A 14,854-nucleotide genomic window follows, 5' to 3' on the forward strand; every position below is an offset into this window, starting at 1 on the left:
TACTAAAACGAGATATAAAACCACAATCTACCAGCATTTTATCCGGATGAATAGTATGATTTCTATGGTCTGAAGGTTAAGGTTGTGAATTGAGAATTTCAGGCAGGATTACAACATGGGTTTTAAGGTGAAGTTCTAAGATACATTTTAATTTCTGTGGAGAGCATGGGGGATTAAAGTATGAAGTGAGAGGTTAAATCCAAAAGTAAAGCTGAAAAAGAATGGTGAATTATTTGTTTTAAGTGGAAACTGTGCAATCCCTTATCATTTAGGAGTTTTAATATATCAATCGCATAAACTGGATGAAAAAATGACTTCTAATGTATCAATCTATAAGGTTCTGATTTTATGACTGAAAAATATGACGATTATAAACCTGGCCAATCAGAGAATAACTTGGCACATAAAAACGAATCTGCTGAATCATCGGGAACTGAATTAGGGGTAACAGAAGAAAAAAATGATCCTAATAAAGTAATTGGCTTAATCGAGTCTTTAATGTTAAATGAGAATTATCCGCTGGAAAACGAGAGTTCTCATACTATTGATGAAATGCTATCTTTTCTTAACAAAGAAATTGATAAAGATCCAAAGTTTACTGAATGCTGGCTAATTAAAGGTATGGTTCTTTACAAAATTGGAAAAGCTGGTAGTGCAATAGATGTTTTTGATGATGTTCTGGATCGCATGCCATTCGATACTTCCATAAATAAAGCGTATGTATGGAAAAAAAATAACTGGATGTCTTATAAGTACGCGTTGAAATTTAAGGCTCTATCCCTATGCAAACTTGGAAAATATGATGAAGCGTTAGATGAACTTAAATATGGACTTTACGAAATTTCGGATATCTTTCCAATGGACTCTGAAATGAAAATTTATAAAAATGTATTGGATAGTAAAAATGAATTAGATTCACCTGATGAAACAATTCATATTTTAACGGGATGTGGGGCAGAGGTCCTCTCCGGAGATGTAAGTTCAAATCCAAACAAATACTATTGTAAGGATCATGGGTTTATCCCCCTTCTGGATATAAAATGGAGTGGTAAAGAACCCAATTGTCCGAAGTGTAATGAACTGCTCCATCCGTAAACCGAAGAGATGTTATTGCAAAAATCATGGTTGTATCCCCTTTGATACTATAAAATGGAGGGGATACTCCTGAGAAAAATAGGCTTTGAACCTGAGTATATAAAAGAAAAATAAAAAAAGTAAAAAGCCCCGGGTGGGATTTGGACCCGCTACCTCATCCTTACCAGGGACATGCTACGATCCGGAGCCGCAAAGAAGTGGTTTTGCTGGCAAAATCACAGAACCTGGTGTTTAAGCCGTCTTTTTTCAATACTCAAACCTTTCTGTAAAATTTTTGTGCAAAATTTCCGGGGATGAAAAGGAAAACCCGGGTTTGGAAAATACTGAATCAAGTGACAACAGATTAATATACCCATATTTTTAAATATCCTATTTGATATAAATTAGCCCGGATCCGAAGAGGGGGAATAAAACGGAGTAAAAACGGGGAAACAATAAAACCTCTTTCGGGTTTGATACTGGATTTTATGAAAAATTCTCTGGAATAGGGGTAACATAATGAAGGGGAGCGACAAAAAGAAAGAGTTTTGCAATATATGTGGGCGGGAACTGCTGGAAGACGTAATGGTCGTCGATACCAGCCAGGAAATGAAACCAGTAAAATTCAAGGACGTTCACGGGGATAAGTCCGATCTGATATGCATGGAATGTGCAGCTGATTCGATTGAGAATCCGCCCTTCTTATGTTCGAGATGTGGGCAGCCAGTCGAATTGGGAGAGCACTTCTATATATTGAAGTTCGGAACCACAAAACCCGGGGGCCCGAAGGTGGACTCTGAAGAAGAATGTCCTGAGGATAAATACATCTGTATCAGATGTTATGATGAGTTCATGAACCTTGAAGAGGAACTGGAAAAAGACTGAATGGAAAGCCGTGCCTCTAAACCCTGTTCATGCTCTGCCTTCAATCAATCCCATGGCAGAAATCAGGACAGGTAAGGCCCGGTCGTGTCCAGAGCTTCGGGCGGGTTAGGTCGAAGGGTTCTTCATACCCTTCTTTATTGTTGGAGCGGGTCCTATTTTATAATTCAAGGTTCTTGATTTTGGGGCCCTATCCGGGTTTTGCTTTTGTGCACTTCAACTCCATCTTCGTCTTCGATCAGGGCTTCGATTTCATAGCTGGTATCTGGATTTTTCGGGACCCTCATTATAATTGGGGTGCGGGTTGAAACTTCCTCGTAATGGATTTTCTCAGCACTTTCCAGAGTGGTCCCGTTTTCTTTGATTTCGAAGCTAAAGTAGTAATTGGCGGTTTCATTTTGGTCTTCAGGGATAAATAAGAAGGCAAGGTGGTCATCAAAAGCTCTGACCTCTTCCAGAAACACATTCCCGGTCAGGTTTCTTTCCTCGAATTCAGTATATACTTCTGATGTATAGTTGGATGAATAACAGGTGATAAAGCTTCCTCCGTTAGAGGAATAAGCGGTAAAGATGACAAGGATTCCTCCGAAAATCATCATAAGTATTAAAAGAAAGGATAATACGAATTTCGAGTGTTTCATAAAAATTCCTCCGATTCTATGATCTTGATTTTGTTTTCCTTATTTTACCTTGTTTCGGCAAAATATCTTCTATTCCAAATATATAACAAACTTCCCGAAATTCCAGAATTTTTCAAACTCCGGCTGCTTGAGCTATTGCGGTGGCTCGTTAAGTCGAAAGTTTCAGGGGCTTAGAGGACGGGTTCGAGAAAAGAAAAGGTAGAGGGAGAGAGGAGCAAGGGTAACAAAAAGGAGAAGGGGGGAGAAAGGGGAGAAGGGCCGGAAGGTTATTTGAGGTTAAGATTTACAGATCCTGGGAAAACATGTTCTGGAGAGCTACTGCTGCAATCTTTCGTATTGACCGAATACAAATGGGTACAAGTCCGAACATGTAAACATCAAGGAAATCCAAATTGATGACTTACAAGTTCTAAAATATTTTATTCTTTGTAAACATCATGTGTAACTGAATATACCACTTAGTCTATCAAATCAATGTAAATATATAAACGAGGGGAAATATGTTTCAAGAAGATTTTTTACTTGAAGAATACAAAAGTCTAAGAGAAGAGATCTTAGATAAAATGGGAAAAAATTTCAAGACTCTTTCCCTTGGTGTTGGTGGGATTACTATTATTTTAGGATTTGTTTTTAAATATGAAGTTAATGAATTATTTTTTGTCTTGCCTTTTCTGATAGTCGCAAACGCGTATCGTTATAAAGCGGAAACTGCTGCAATCTTGAACGCTAGTGAGTATATCCGAAAGATCGAAAATTCTATTTACAGGCTAAACAGTAACCTCGATAAATGTGTCTATGACCCTGTTTTTGGAGACCTCGGTTGGGAAAACTACTTGGAAAAGAATAATAAGAGAACTGTATATAGACCTCATTGGATTACAGCAGATTTTATTTTTGGCAGTTTATATTTTCTCTGTGCATACGAATCATGGTATCTCAATTTAAGCACACGAAAAATCACTACTATCTTTTTTACAATTGTGTTTATATTCATAGGTTTTCATTGGCTGCACCAAATATATAAACAATTTAAAATGGAGAAGGAAAATCGTGAAAATAAGCTACCTCAAGTTATACGACCAGCCCGAAGTCCTTGAGCTTCTCCAGGAACTGCCCGACTTGGCTGCCTCCCATCTTAAAAACGGCCTTCAGATTTACCCTACATTCGCTTTTTTTGAATGGGTGCTTATAGTTGTTTTTCTTCATGCTCCCTTAATTTATGCTCTCAGGGGCTAGGAGCCAGGCAGCCGCCAGATCGGAGGGGCTGAGCTTTTCCGGGAGGTACAAAGGCCTGGTCCCGGAGTTTCGGGCGAGTTAGGTCGAAGGGTTCAGAGGCTTAGAGGGCGGGTTCGGGGGGAGGGAGAAAGGAACATGATGTCGAAAAGGAGAAAGGGGAAAAAGGGGAAATGCAGGCTGTCTCAAAACTATGCTTGATCGTACATTTGGGTAAGAAATATTAGGAATATTTATCTTTTTAAAAATATGTATTACATCTAAGTACACTATTTGAGAAAATTAATTCCAGTGTTTCACCATGTTCAAAAAGTACGATCAAAAGCAGCAATTTTTACTTCCATTAAGCCTGGAAGAGTTTGTTCCTGAAAACCATATTGCCAGAGTGTTAAACGACCTCATAGATCTCGTTGATATCAGTGATATTGAGTCCACTTACTCTGAGGAAGGTTGTCCTGCCTATCACCCAAGATTTCTTTTAAAAATCTTACTCTACGGGTACCTTATAAACATTAGAAGTTCACGCAAGATAGAGCAAATGACACAAACTGATACTGCTTTTATGTACCTTGCAGCTATGCAAAAACCTGATTTCCGCACTATTTGTCGATTCCGTTCAACTCATCTTGACTCTATTAAAGAAATATTTTCACAGGTTGTCACGTTTTGTAAGGAAATGGATATGATTGGTTCCAGTATTTCGATCGATGGAACAAAGGTTAAGGCAAACGCTTCACCAAGACAAAGTAAAAGTTCCGACGCTCTCAAAAAAGAGATCGATAAGATACTCAAAGAAAGCATTGAGATCGATAAACAGGAAGACGAAATTTATGGTGATTCGACACCGTACCAGGTGCCAGAAGAACTGGTTAACAAGCAGAAAAGAGTAGAGAAAATCAAAGCTGCTATGAAAAAAATTGACGAAGAAAAGTTAAAAAAAGTAAACATCACAGACAACGATGCTAAAATTATGAAGCATAAAGATGGAAGCAAGAAACCTTCCTATAATTGTCAGGTTGCTGTTGATGAAAAGGAACAAATAATCGTTGCATCAGACGTTGTCGATGAAGAAAATGACTTGCATCAAGTTGTACCAATGATAGAAAATGTAAAGGAAACACTGGGATACAAGCCGACAATAGTGCTGGCAGATGCAGGTTATTTTTCATATGATAATGTGAAATTTTTACTCGATCAAGAAATTGATGCTTATATTCCTGATAACTTTTATGAAGTAGAGAAAAGGGGAAAAACAAAGAAGTTCAGAAAATCTCTCTTTAAATATGATCCGGAAAAGGACTGTTATTATTGCCCTGCTGCTTTTGAAATCCCATTTACAAGAATCCAAAAAAGGAATGATGAGCCAGATTTACGGTATTATGTCTGCAAGTATTGTTCTTTGTGTGTGTTAAAAAATGCATGTACTGAGAGTGAAAACAGGACAATATCAAGAGATCCAAGGGAGTACCTCATGGAGAATATGAGGGCTAAACTGAATACAGAAGAAGGAACGGAACAGTATCAGAAAAGAATGTGTACTGTAGAACCTGTGTTTGGCCAGATGAAACAGGATAGAGGATTCAGGGAATTTCTTTTGAGAGGGAAAAGGAAGACAAAAATTGAGTTTCTTATGATGTGTACTGTACACAACATAAAGAAAATAGCAGATTTCATGAAAAGAGAAGGAAAAAGCCTGAAGGAAATACTGAATATGATAACCGGGAGAGGAAATGAATGTAGGAATAAAGGGGGAATTACTGCAAGAAAGGCAAGTATGGTACGTTGATCAATGAAAACTGATCTTTTTTTGAATAAAAATTGAAATGGAAATGGATATTACCCAATTGTAGAATTCAAAATGGTTTTGAGACAGCTTGAATGGCTGTATTTTGTTGCTGATAAAGGGGAAGAAAGCTTTTGCTAAGAAATTTGATTTTGTCAAAATAAGAATGTACAGGAATAATAGAACTTTGAAAAAAAAGGTTATTTTTTATTTGTCAAAGCCTTCTAATGAATGAAGGCTTTGAACTGATTTAAGCCTCGGGCGGGATTTGAACCCGCGACCTCGTCCTTACCAAGGACGCGCTATACCCCTAAGCCACCAAGGCACTGTTGCTATAAGAGCATCACCAAAATATCACAGCAGAGATATAAAGGTTTCGACTGGAATTGTTTCTATGGCGCAAAAATCTCTTTACTGTTTTAAAATCTCGTTCGGTTCGTAAAAAAACTTGAAAGACTGGCGGGGTAAATATGCCTGTCTTTTTGATATTTATTTTTGAGTTGGCCGGTTTTCAGAGTTTCCAGCGCTCATCTATGGGGAAGCGTTCGTTGATCCACATGAGGACATGGTTGTCGTGGACGATTTTATAGGTGCGGGAAAGGACCGGGATGCCGTCGAAAGTGGGTTCGCTTTCCAGGATTTCAAGTTCTGCCATGTCGCGGCGGGTCTCAAGGGCGTGGCTGCGCAGGATCCTGCCTATGGGAATGTCGGCACTCATGAGCTGCTCTCGCATGGTCCCTGGCATGCGCTCAAGAGGGGAAAGGGACCTTGCATGGACAAAGACCGTGCCGCCTGCATAGAGCCTTACCTTCCTGTCATTTACCTCGCTTCCTTCTTCTACTCCAAGGAGGGCAGCCATTTCTCTGTCAGCCTTGATTATGTGCTGGGACTCGGTCCTGACTTCCACGGGCTGGCGGGTCATTATCTCAAGGAGAAAGGTGACAGAGCCGTCTGTCCCGCAGCAGACCCGGAGGCAGGTGGGAATCTCCAGGCTCTTTAGTTTTTCCAGAAAATCGGTGTTCAAAGAAGATACCTCGGGCTAGGGGCTTTCAGGTGCCGGAAATTATAAAATAGCTTATTCGTGTCCGGCGGTTTATTTGCCACTGACTTCTTTTTTTGCCTGCTTGAGGCGTTCTTTTCCCGTGTAGCCGGTAGCCTTGTAGAGGAAGTCCCGGAAATACCTGTTCGTCTGCAGGATAGTCTCATCGTCCATCATCGAGGGGTTGGAAACAGTATCAACGACAAGTTTCTTATTCTCGATCGAGACCGTGATCTTTGCCATTGCCCCATAAGCTGTCTCAAGGACATCTCCTTCCCTTACAATTTCTCCCGGGAAGCATTCCTGCATTACCGAGTAAATTCTTTCGATTTCGGGCTTAAAGCCGCGTTTTAACTTGTACTGCTGCATGGCTATCCTCTTATAAGAGATTTTCATCTCAGATAAAGTTTGCTTAGAGCGAAACCCCTTAATACCGGTACAGCCGGGCCTGAAAATCTACCTGGTAAATAATGTTTTTTCAGGCTTTTTTCGGCATCTTTCGGCTTTTTTCGGTTTTTTTCGGGTCTTACCGGCTTTTTTACCAGGTCCATTTTTCATTTTTCCGGCTCCTTTTGGCCTTTTCCGACTTTTTTAGCTTTTTAAGAGGCCCTTTTCCTTTTCAAGTTTCGTCAGGCATTTATTCCCTTGCTCTATATTATGTTGCGTAAATTGCATAAAAGATCAGGATGTATAAATTAATGCACAGGTAATGATGCACATGTAATGGGTGCATAGGTATGATACACAGGTATGATGCACAGATATGGTGCACAGCTAATGAGTGCAGCTTAAATAGCACCCGTTGACCTGGAAATTGAACGAAAATCAAATCAAATAGGGGAATAGGATAATGGTAAAACTTCCAGCAGATGTAAAAGAAGCGCTTGTAAACCAGCAGGTTGCCTCCCTGGGGACCGCTGATAAAAACGGGGTACCGAACGTATGCCTGATGGGTTTTGTCAAAGCCCAGGACGATGAAACACTGGTTATGGCCAACGTGTTCTGGAAAAAGACCCTGGCAAACCTTCAGGAAAACCCAAAGGCAACAGTAACGGCTTACCTGCCCCCCAAAGCTTATCAAATAAAGGGGAGCATTGAACTGGTTACCGAGGGCCCTCTCATGAATGAAATCAACGGGTGGGTTGCCTCCAAAATGGCAAACCTGAAGCCTAAAGGGGCGGCCCTCCTCCACGTAGAAGAAATTTACAGCTTAAGTCCCCCCAATGCCGGAGAAAAGATCACGTAAAAAAGATGTTTTTACAAAGGGACTGTTTTTCTGAGTTTTTTTATCAGGTATGCCCTCTCAAAAGAGGGCTTTTTATCAGGTTCCGGGTTTTCAAATCCCGGAACAGGTTATTTCAGGTTCTTTTCTCCCGTATTTCTTGCCTTTCCAACCTTTAAATTCGGTTTTCCTTTCAGACCCGCTTTTTTCTTCTTTGTCTCTGTCGTTTATTTCCGGAAGGAAGCTTGCTAACCTTTATAACTATGTGGATTAGTGGTCATAAAGAGGAATTGACAGGAATACAGGAATCAACCATAAATATGATCAAAAGCATCAATAAAACTCATACTAAAAAGAAAATTGATAATTACTGCATTAACTCATTTAATTAATGTAATTTATGAAAAAAGACTGCTGTTTATTTTGACCTGGGTAACAGGAAAAACAAATGAGAAGGTGACCCTAAGATGAGCAAAACACTGAACCTGGACGATTTAATCGCAAAGAAACAAGCGGAAAGAGAAGCAAAAGAGGGGGAAAACGTTGAACTGGAGGGTTTCTATGACCTTGTTATCCCCCCCGGCACCTTGCTGTCTATCATCTACGACCTTGTGGAAGAATTCGACCTTGAACCTATCATCAGAAAGATGCAGGTAAAAATTGCAAACAGTGAGGAGCGGGAAGTCCTTGTCTTGCGCGGTTCTCTGGAACAGGTCCAGGCTGCGGAGAAATTCCTCTATGAGGAAATGAATTCCTGGCTTGCGGGTGATTCGGCAGGTTCGAAAAATCCCGATAAAGCCTAATAAACTTTTATTAACCCCGATCCTGATAAATGCTGGCAAATGCTGATAAATGCTGATCAGTCTTTATCGTTATTTGTAAGGTTTCATTGTCAGGCCGCAGGAGGGGAAAAAGGAAGCAGTTGAAAGCAGGCTGAAGCGTCGGCTTATCCGGTACTGATGCCTGTAATGCTGTCCTTTGAAAAGTCAAAAACCGTAACTTTGCCTGTGCTGTCGTATATATCGAGTTTTGACCCTTCTTCGATTTTTCCGACTACTGCGGCGGTAAGTCCCGCTTCTTCAAAGACTTTTACACACTCTTCTGCTTTTTCCGGCACTGCGGTGAAGACGTATCCTGTTCCGGGGTGCACTTTTAACCACTGGGTGAAGTCCACGTCCTCGGGCCTCGGGACTTTTTCCAGGTCCATGGAGGCTCCGACCCTGCTCGTCTCGCAGAGCATGCCCAGGGTGCCTACGAGGCCAGGATTGCTGATATCTTTTCCTGCACTTGCGAGTTTAAGCTCCCCAATCTTCCGGGTCACCAGGTAGCGCTCCCTGACAATTTTCGGTTCCTTGTAGGAGGTGGTATCCCAGCTGTAAGGGGAGTTCGGGCCAATCTTCCCGTCCATGTCGTAGGCGGCAATAACAAGGTCCCCGGGCTTTGCGGTGTCGCTGCGGATTATACAGTCCTTTTTCGCAATCCCGATGATTGCAACGGAAAGGGAGGTGTAGTTTGTGTCAGGGTGCACATGCCCTCCGACGACGGGAACCCCGAACTTCCTGATCCCTTCCGCCAGGCCTTCCATCAGTTCCTTGCAGGAAGCATCGCTTTTTGAGGAAGCTATGTCCACCATGGCAAGGGGCCTTCCTCCCATGGCTGCGATGTCATTAACGTTTACGACCACGGCACCGTAGCCCGCCCACCAGGGGCTTGCGTCAAGCAGCCTTCCCCAGATCCCGTCCGCTGCAAAGAGGATTACGTCATCCCCTCCTATGTCGATTACCGCCGCATCGTCCCCGAAGTCCACAATAGCGTCCTTATACTCCGGGCGGACGGTCTCGAAGATCGAGACTATGTCTTCAATCTGTTTTTTGCGGGTGACCCCTTCAAAATTCCTTATCCCTTCTGCAAGCTCTTCAAGATCCAATCAAAAGCTTCCTGTTGTTTTTATTATTTGTAAAATTATCTGGTAAGTTTTGGTGCAAACCCGATAAGGGCTTTGCTTTGCGAAAATCTGCGCAATTTTTTAACCAGTACGATACTCCGGTTATCCTTTATTTGTTTTTCTTTCTTGTGCTGATAGAGTAGAAGCGACAGCTTTTTATGAAATTATTCTATCCTTTATGTCGGCTTTATATTACTACAAATATATATAAATACCCCACTATCTTGCGAGGAATGAAAAAAATGGTAGCAAAAATCGATGCTGACTCCTGCACCGGGTGCGGAGCATGTGTAGACGAATGCCCTGCAGCTGCAATCGAACTCAAAGACGACCTTGCAGTTGTAGATGAAGATGAGTGCCTTGACTGCGGTGCATGCGAAGATGCCTGCCCGAACGGCGCCATCACAGTCGAATAAACCTTTTGAGTAAAATAAACCCTTTTAAGCAGATTTATAAACTGTTTTAAAAACCCTTTAGCGGAGTTTTTTTGACTCCGCTCTTTTATTAACCTTTTTATCGAGGCTGTTTTTTCATCTCTGCCTCGGTCTGGATTTTGATGAGCTTTCTGCGCTCCTCGCTCATCTGGGTCATGTCCTGGTCAATGTAGCCGTAGGCATCAGCCCTGCACTGCCTGCAGTGGCGCATCTGCCTGACATAGGGTTCACAGGCGTCCTGGGCAGCCTGGCGCTCTTCCGGGGTCGGGGCTCTTATGTGGGCGAAAGCTCCCTGGGGGATCAGGGGCATGATATTCATTATGTACACTTCCCTTTCCCGGATCGTTTTTGCAATTTCCACCATGTGCTGGTCGTTGATCCCCGGCACAAGTACGGTATTAACCTTGACAACAAGCCCTGCCTTTGCAGCGGCCTCGATACCTTCAAGCTGGTTTTTGATCTGGATTTTTGCCCCTTCGACTCCTTTGTAGGTCTTGCCGTGGTAATTGACATGGTCACAGATCTGCCCCTGGATTTCGGGGTCGACGGCGTTGATGGTCACGGTCAGGGTCGCAACTCCAAGCTTTACAAGCTCCGGAAGTTTTTCCGGAAGCACGAGTCCGTTTGTGCTCATGCAAAACGTAATGTCCGGGAACTCCTCCCTTACAAGCCGGAGGGCTTCGAAAGTCTCTTTGTTTGCCAGCGGGTCGCCAGGCCCTGCAACGCCTATCACTTTGATGAATGGGTAATCGGAAAGGGCTTGCTTTACTTTTTCAAGGGCTTCGGCTGGGGTTAAGACCTCCATGGTCACTCCCGGCCTGTTTTCGTTTACGCAGGCAAAGTCCCGGACGCAGAAGTTGCACTGGATATTACACTTCGGGGCCACGGCAAGGTGCATTCTCCCAAACCTGTGCCTGGCCTTTTCGCTGTAACAGGGGTGCTCGGCTATGATTCTATAACGCTCTCTGTCAAAAGTGACGTTTTCTTTTTCGGACAAGTTTTTTCCTCCGGCAGTTAAAGGTCCCGGCGCGAGGGGTCGGATGCACCCGGGAATAGCAAAGAATGCGTATTTTCTTCTCGATTGTGCATAATTATGCATAATATATAAAGCATCCGTTTTCTGTGGCTTCAAGGTTTTTCCGGTTTAAGCCCGTTTCTGACTTAAAGCAGCCTCAATCCTTTCACAGGTAATTTTGCTGAAATAAGGGTCGGGGCAGAAAATCTAAAATAAGATGCTTATGGCTCTTTTTGCCGGGTGCCGGGTTTTCAGAACGCTTGCTTATGCAGTTTCTTTTGTAAAAAAGTTGAATTTCTCCGGCTCAATGGTGTCAAAGGCTGAGCCGGCAAAAAAAATGTACCTGTAAAAAATTAGGATTCCTTAATCTGAATAATGTCTGTTTAGACCTTCGGATTGAAGATTTTAGACTTCAGATTTCAGTCTAAAATCTTCAATCTTATTTTCTCAGTCTTTTTCTTCCTTGCCGTTTTTGGCCAGGGTCTCTCTTGCTTTTTCCATCTCTTCTTTGGTCTGGATCTTTATGACTTCCCTGCGTTCTTCGCTCATCTGGGACATGTCCTGGGCAAGGAGCCCGTAGGCGTCAGCCCTGCACTGCCTGCAGTGGCGCATCTGCATTACATAGGGTTCGCAGGATGCCTGGGCGGCTTTTCTTTCTTCGGCGGTGGGGGGTTCCTTATCCGCAAAGGCACCTTGGCAGATAAGGGGCATGATGTTCATGATATAGACCCCGAGTTCGTTGAGTTTTTTTGCTATCTCGACAACATGTTTGTCGTTGACCCCGGGGACCAGGACAGTGTTGACCTTTAATACGATTCCTGCCTCAACGGCCGCCTTTATGCCATCAAGCTGGTTCTTGATCTGGATCTCTGCGGCTTCAACGCCCTTGTAGACTTTTCCGTGGTAGACGATGTGGTCCACGATCTGCGCCTGGATTTCAGGATCGATGGCATTAACCGTCACCGTCAAAGTGGAGACGCCCACTCTCAGCATATCCGGGATTTTTTCCGGGAGCATCAGCCCGTTCGTGCTCATGCAGAGAGTAATGTCAGGGAACTCTTTCCTGATAAGCTCAAAGGCCTCGAAGGTCTCGTCATTGGCAAGAGGGTCACCTGGTCCTGCGACTGCCACGACTTTGATGAAGGGATACTCTTTTAACACCAGCTTGGTCTTTTCAAGGGCCTCTTCCGGGCTCAGGACCTTGCTGGTGACTCCGGGCCGACTCTCGTTCACACAGTCGAATTCCCGGACGCAGAAGTTACACTGGATGTTGCATTTGGGGGCTACGGCCAGGTGGATTCGCCCGTACTTGTGTTGTGCCTTCTTGTCATAACAGGGATGTTCCGCGATCTTTCTCCGGAGTTCTTCATCCATTATTGTATTGTTAGTATCAGTATCAGGATTGGTGTCTTCTGGCAATATGTTTCCTCCGTTCGGAGTTTAAAGCTGAAGTAAAACCCCCTATTGGGAAATTTCAAAATCTCTTAGCAGATTATAATGCAGCCCCTTGATATATATTGTGGAATTGTTTTTACTTCCTGTATGTATTTTGAGCAAAAAGCACCTGGTAATAAAATCACTCCATTTATATATAATTAATATACAGGATTTAAATTCACTCCAAGATTCTAATTCACTTCAATTTCGGGGTCGTGTAGAACAAAATCCTTCCTTTCCGATCGAAATCCTGAAAAATAAAAAAGAAAGGTGGATCTCAATCCGAAAAGTTGTCCATCTCGCACCACTTCCCCTCTCCTTCCCAGACCCTTACCTTGAGGGGAAAACCGAACTTTTTGTGGAGACGGGCGTGGATGTTCTGGCAGAGGTGTTCGGAACTCGGGAACTCGATGAGGTCGTTGAGGAGTACGTGGTCATATTCCTGCAGGGTTTCCTTTATACCTTTTTTCAGGTCGTAGAAATCGATGACCATCCCGCCTTCTCCGACTTCCCCTTCTATAACTACCTCTATTTTGTAGGTGTGTCCGTGCACCCTTCCGCATTTGCCATGCCCCGGAAGGTAGTGGGCACTGTCAATGTAATCAATAATTCCTAATCTCATTTTTGTCATTATAAACACCCCCACATTCTGTGGGTCTGAGGTATGATGCGCGTATCTATTTTTTCAAGCAGCATACTTTGCAGTTCTATAAGGGTCCGTACTGAAGACTGCGTATTTATCCCGACTTCCGGGCTTTCAATTCTTGTTTCCGGCTGGAGGATTACACAGGACACATACCCTGCGATTGCGTCCACCGCTGAAACTACGCTTGCAGGGTCGCTATCCCTGCTTACCACTATCTTACAAAAACAGTCCCTGGTCTCGCTTTTTCTCAGAGTCCTGAAACATTCAATCGTATTTTCAATATGGGCTTCCCTGGTTTCCCTGGCTTCCGGATTTTCCAGGCCGAGGGCTTCAGGGAGTTTGAAATCCCCCGCCACGTATGCGACTCTATCCTTTACCTTCCTGGCCTGCTCTGGAAGGGTCATGTTGGATTCCAGGTAAAGGGGCGCAGATAAGTCCAGCTTATCCAGCTCTTCAATGAAGTCTGTGTGCAGGAGCGGTTCCCCTCCTGTCAGGGAGACCGAGTGCAGGTTCTTGAAAGGCTGCAGCATGTCTTTGAGCTGCAAGGCACTGATGGGGTTTTGGGCTTTCTCAAAGCTACCGCTGCCTTCTCCCTTCTCATAATCGCAGGTCCCGGGGTTTGAAAAGTCCGTGTCGCAGTATTTGCAGTTCAGGTTGCAGCCGAAAAAGCGGACAAAAGCCTGCCTGGCTCCCACGTATGGGCCTTCTCCCTGCACTGAACAAAAAATCTCCCTGATAGGGGCTGATTCCCTGCATAGGGGCGACAGCAGCTCAGTGGCTGGCCCTGGCCCTGATGCAGGGATTGCTGAGGTTGACCTTCCTGAAATGGATCTTCCTGAACTGGGTATCTCTGGAGGGGAAATTTCTGAAGCGGATATTTCTGATGTGTACACTTAAACCACTCCCAGAGGCCGGGATTTCCGGAGGTCCTTTTCGATATCTTCAAACTCCCGGACGTAGCATTCTCCTATCTCCTGCATGAGCCTGGCTATGTCTTCGGCTTTTTTGATCCCGGCTTCTTCAAGGTTGCCGTACACGTTGTGGGTAACATTGATCCCGAAATGGATTTTCTGGGACACGGGGGAGCTGCTTGCAATTGAGACGGTCAGTTTTTTCCCTTCCAGGAAAAGGTCGTCTCCTTCCCTTGTGGTTGCAATCCCGCGCTCAACCAGGTATTCCCTGACGATTGCGGTAAAAAGGCGCTGGCGCGCATAGATAAGTTTCAGGTCTGTCGAGTCGAAGTGTTCTATTATAAAGCTCACCATGTCTTCGGACCAGATGGACTCGTTTGCCCGCCGGTCTTCCAGGTCGATCATGTGCTCTATTTTGACATCGCAGGAGCCCCTGAAAACTACGATGGAGTCTTCCTGCACCCCGAAGCTGTTGTAGGCCCAGAGGGAAGAGATCTGGCTCCCGTCGTAATCGAACTTTTCGGATAGGATAATGGATTTCATATAATACTCCGTGAATATTCTGTAAGTTCTCTGTAATTTTCCGCGAATA

The 14,854-nt window shown here is 43.7% G+C and carries 18 protein-coding genes and 1 tRNA gene; 8 read left to right on the top strand and 11 right to left on the bottom strand.

The annotated features are described in order from the left end of the window. Positions 1-348: 348 nt before the first annotated feature. Positions 349-1,095: a hypothetical protein gene (locus MSMTP_RS03195; RefSeq protein ID WP_052718257.1), complete on the top strand. Its 747-nt coding sequence runs from the start codon at positions 349-351 to the stop codon at positions 1,093-1,095. A gap of 498 nt (positions 1,096-1,593) precedes the next feature. Continuing rightward, positions 1,594-1,959, top strand: coding sequence for a hypothetical protein (locus MSMTP_RS03200; protein ID WP_048177796.1), 366 nt, complete (start codon positions 1,594-1,596; stop codon positions 1,957-1,959). A gap of 164 nt (positions 1,960-2,123) precedes the next feature. Here MSMTP_RS03200 and MSMTP_RS03205 read toward each other — a convergent pair whose 3' ends face one another. Continuing rightward, a complete protein-coding gene (locus MSMTP_RS03205) occupies positions 2,124-2,597 on the bottom strand; it encodes a hypothetical protein (RefSeq protein ID WP_048177797.1) in 474 nt (157 codons plus the stop codon). 500 nt (positions 2,598-3,097) lie between these two features. Here MSMTP_RS03205 and MSMTP_RS03210 point away from each other — a divergent pair, with 500 nt between their 5' ends. Together MSMTP_RS03210 and MSMTP_RS03215 are read left to right on the top strand one after the other, a co-directional pair. Continuing rightward, positions 3,098-3,694 (top strand): hypothetical protein, encoded by a 597-nt coding sequence (locus MSMTP_RS03210; RefSeq protein WP_048177798.1) that lies wholly within the window; start codon positions 3,098-3,100, stop codon positions 3,692-3,694. A gap of 437 nt (positions 3,695-4,131) precedes the next feature. Next, a complete protein-coding gene (locus tag MSMTP_RS03215) occupies positions 4,132-5,616 on the top strand; it encodes an IS1182 family transposase (RefSeq protein ID WP_048177463.1) in 1,485 nt (494 codons plus the stop codon). Between the two features lie 250 nt (positions 5,617-5,866). Here MSMTP_RS03215 and MSMTP_RS03220 read toward each other — a convergent pair. The 4 genes from MSMTP_RS03220 to MSMTP_RS18905 all read right to left on the bottom strand — a co-directional run bounded on the left by MSMTP_RS03220 (position 5,867) and on the right by MSMTP_RS18905 (position 7,203). Continuing rightward, positions 5,867-5,938: transfer RNA gene (locus MSMTP_RS03220), tRNA-Thr, on the bottom strand. A gap of 186 nt (positions 5,939-6,124) precedes the next feature. Beyond that, positions 6,125-6,637: a chorismate pyruvate-lyase family protein gene (locus tag MSMTP_RS03225; RefSeq protein WP_082090477.1), complete on the bottom strand. Its 513-nt coding sequence runs from the start codon at positions 6,635-6,637 to the stop codon at positions 6,125-6,127. A 69-nt stretch (positions 6,638-6,706) separates the two neighbouring features. Further along, a complete protein-coding gene (locus MSMTP_RS03230; RefSeq protein ID WP_048182585.1) occupies positions 6,707-7,021 on the bottom strand; it encodes a DUF5611 family protein in 315 nt (104 codons plus the stop codon). Between the two features lie 23 nt (positions 7,022-7,044). Continuing rightward, positions 7,045-7,203 carry a hypothetical protein gene (locus MSMTP_RS18905; RefSeq protein ID WP_156153660.1) on the bottom strand — a complete coding sequence of 53 codons (159 nt, stop codon included), beginning with the start codon at positions 7,201-7,203 and terminating at the stop codon, positions 7,045-7,047. A 299-nt stretch (positions 7,204-7,502) separates the two neighbouring features. Between MSMTP_RS18905 and MSMTP_RS03235 the strand changes: the two genes are divergently transcribed. After that, the gene (locus tag MSMTP_RS03235) at positions 7,503-7,898 is read left to right on the top strand and encodes a pyridoxamine 5'-phosphate oxidase family protein (RefSeq protein WP_048177799.1); all 396 of its coding nucleotides are present in this window, start codon (positions 7,503-7,505) and stop codon (positions 7,896-7,898) included. A 443-nt stretch (positions 7,899-8,341) separates the two neighbouring features. Then, positions 8,342-8,677: a hypothetical protein gene (locus tag MSMTP_RS03240; protein WP_048177800.1), complete on the top strand. Its 336-nt coding sequence runs from the start codon at positions 8,342-8,344 to the stop codon at positions 8,675-8,677. 143 nt (positions 8,678-8,820) lie between these two features. Here MSMTP_RS03240 and MSMTP_RS03245 read toward each other — a convergent pair whose 3' ends face one another. Beyond that, complete coding sequence (locus MSMTP_RS03245; protein WP_048177801.1) at positions 8,821-9,801, bottom strand: methanogenesis marker 2 protein; 981 nt, start codon at positions 9,799-9,801, stop codon at positions 8,821-8,823. Between the two features lie 260 nt (positions 9,802-10,061). On the opposite strand from MSMTP_RS03245, the gene MSMTP_RS03250 reads away from it, so the two are divergent. Further along, entirely contained in the window at positions 10,062-10,235 is a 174-nt protein-coding gene (locus MSMTP_RS03250) for a 4Fe-4S binding protein (RefSeq protein ID WP_048177802.1), read from the top strand. A gap of 97 nt (positions 10,236-10,332) precedes the next feature. Here the strand turns inward: MSMTP_RS03250 and MSMTP_RS03255 are convergent, their stop codons facing one another. The 4 genes from MSMTP_RS03255 to MSMTP_RS03270 form a co-directional block, all read right to left on the bottom strand. Next, the gene (locus MSMTP_RS03255) at positions 10,333-11,250 is read right to left on the bottom strand and encodes a radical SAM protein (RefSeq protein WP_048177803.1); all 918 of its coding nucleotides are present in this window, start codon (positions 11,248-11,250) and stop codon (positions 10,333-10,335) included. Between the two features lie 465 nt (positions 11,251-11,715). Further along, the gene (nifB, locus tag MSMTP_RS03260) at positions 11,716-12,642 is read right to left on the bottom strand and encodes a nitrogenase cofactor biosynthesis protein NifB (RefSeq protein WP_156153898.1); all 927 of its coding nucleotides are present in this window, start codon (positions 12,640-12,642) and stop codon (positions 11,716-11,718) included. 340 nt (positions 12,643-12,982) lie between these two features. After that, complete coding sequence (queD, locus tag MSMTP_RS03265; protein WP_048177805.1) at positions 12,983-13,336, bottom strand: 6-carboxytetrahydropterin synthase QueD; 354 nt, start codon at positions 13,334-13,336, stop codon at positions 12,983-12,985. Beyond that, complete coding sequence (locus MSMTP_RS03270) at positions 13,336-14,118, bottom strand: 7-carboxy-7-deazaguanine synthase QueE (RefSeq protein WP_048182588.1); 783 nt, start codon at positions 14,116-14,118, stop codon at positions 13,336-13,338. The genes queD and MSMTP_RS03270 overlap by 1 nt, the downstream gene beginning before the upstream one ends. On the opposite strand from MSMTP_RS03270, the gene MSMTP_RS19610 reads away from it, so the two are divergent. Beyond that, on the top strand, positions 14,006-14,248 hold the full coding sequence (locus MSMTP_RS19610; RefSeq protein ID WP_197076204.1) for a hypothetical protein: 243 nt from the start codon (positions 14,006-14,008) through the stop codon (positions 14,246-14,248). The two genes, MSMTP_RS03270 and MSMTP_RS19610, sit on opposite strands and share 113 nt — an antisense overlap. On the opposite strand, the gene MSMTP_RS03275 is transcribed toward MSMTP_RS19610, so the two are convergent. Then, positions 14,245-14,805, bottom strand: a complete 561-nt coding sequence (locus MSMTP_RS03275) for a DUF366 family protein (RefSeq protein ID WP_048177806.1) — start codon at positions 14,803-14,805, stop codon at positions 14,245-14,247. The genes MSMTP_RS19610 and MSMTP_RS03275 overlap by 4 nt on opposite strands. Positions 14,806-14,854: the final 49 nt, after the last annotated feature.

The organism is Methanosarcina sp. MTP4, from assembly GCF_000970045.1.
GTDB lineage: Archaea > Halobacteriota > Methanosarcinia > Methanosarcinales > Methanosarcinaceae > MTP4.

Excerpts from the sequence above, each read along its gene's own strand:
- MSMTP_RS18905 (WP_156153660.1), bottom strand. The coding sequence starts at position 7,203 with ATGGACCTGGTAAAAAAGCCGGTAAGACCCGAAAAAAACCGAAAAAAG.
- MSMTP_RS03230 (WP_048182585.1), bottom strand. The coding sequence starts at position 7,021 with ATGCAGCAGTACAAGTTAAAACGCGGCTTTAAGCCCGAAATCGAAAGA.
- nifB (WP_156153898.1), bottom strand. The coding sequence starts at position 12,642 with ATGGATGAAGAACTCCGGAGAAAGATCGCGGAACATCCCTGTTATGAC.
- MSMTP_RS03200 (WP_048177796.1), top strand. The coding sequence starts at position 1,594 with ATGAAGGGGAGCGACAAAAAGAAAGAGTTTTGCAATATATGTGGGCGG.
- MSMTP_RS03215 (WP_048177463.1), top strand. The coding sequence starts at position 4,132 with ATGTTCAAAAAGTACGATCAAAAGCAGCAATTTTTACTTCCATTAAGC.
- queD (WP_048177805.1), bottom strand. The coding sequence starts at position 13,336 with ATGACAAAAATGAGATTAGGAATTATTGATTACATTGACAGTGCCCAC.
- MSMTP_RS03205 (WP_048177797.1), bottom strand. The coding sequence starts at position 2,597 with ATGAAACACTCGAAATTCGTATTATCCTTTCTTTTAATACTTATGATG.
- MSMTP_RS03195 (WP_052718257.1), top strand. The coding sequence starts at position 349 with ATGACTGAAAAATATGACGATTATAAACCTGGCCAATCAGAGAATAAC.
- MSMTP_RS03240 (WP_048177800.1), top strand. The coding sequence starts at position 8,342 with ATGAGCAAAACACTGAACCTGGACGATTTAATCGCAAAGAAACAAGCG.
- MSMTP_RS03235 (WP_048177799.1), top strand. The coding sequence starts at position 7,503 with ATGGTAAAACTTCCAGCAGATGTAAAAGAAGCGCTTGTAAACCAGCAG.
- MSMTP_RS03250 (WP_048177802.1), top strand. The coding sequence starts at position 10,062 with ATGGTAGCAAAAATCGATGCTGACTCCTGCACCGGGTGCGGAGCATGT.
- MSMTP_RS03275 (WP_048177806.1), bottom strand. The coding sequence starts at position 14,805 with ATGAAATCCATTATCCTATCCGAAAAGTTCGATTACGACGGGAGCCAG.
- MSMTP_RS03210 (WP_048177798.1), top strand. The coding sequence starts at position 3,098 with ATGTTTCAAGAAGATTTTTTACTTGAAGAATACAAAAGTCTAAGAGAA.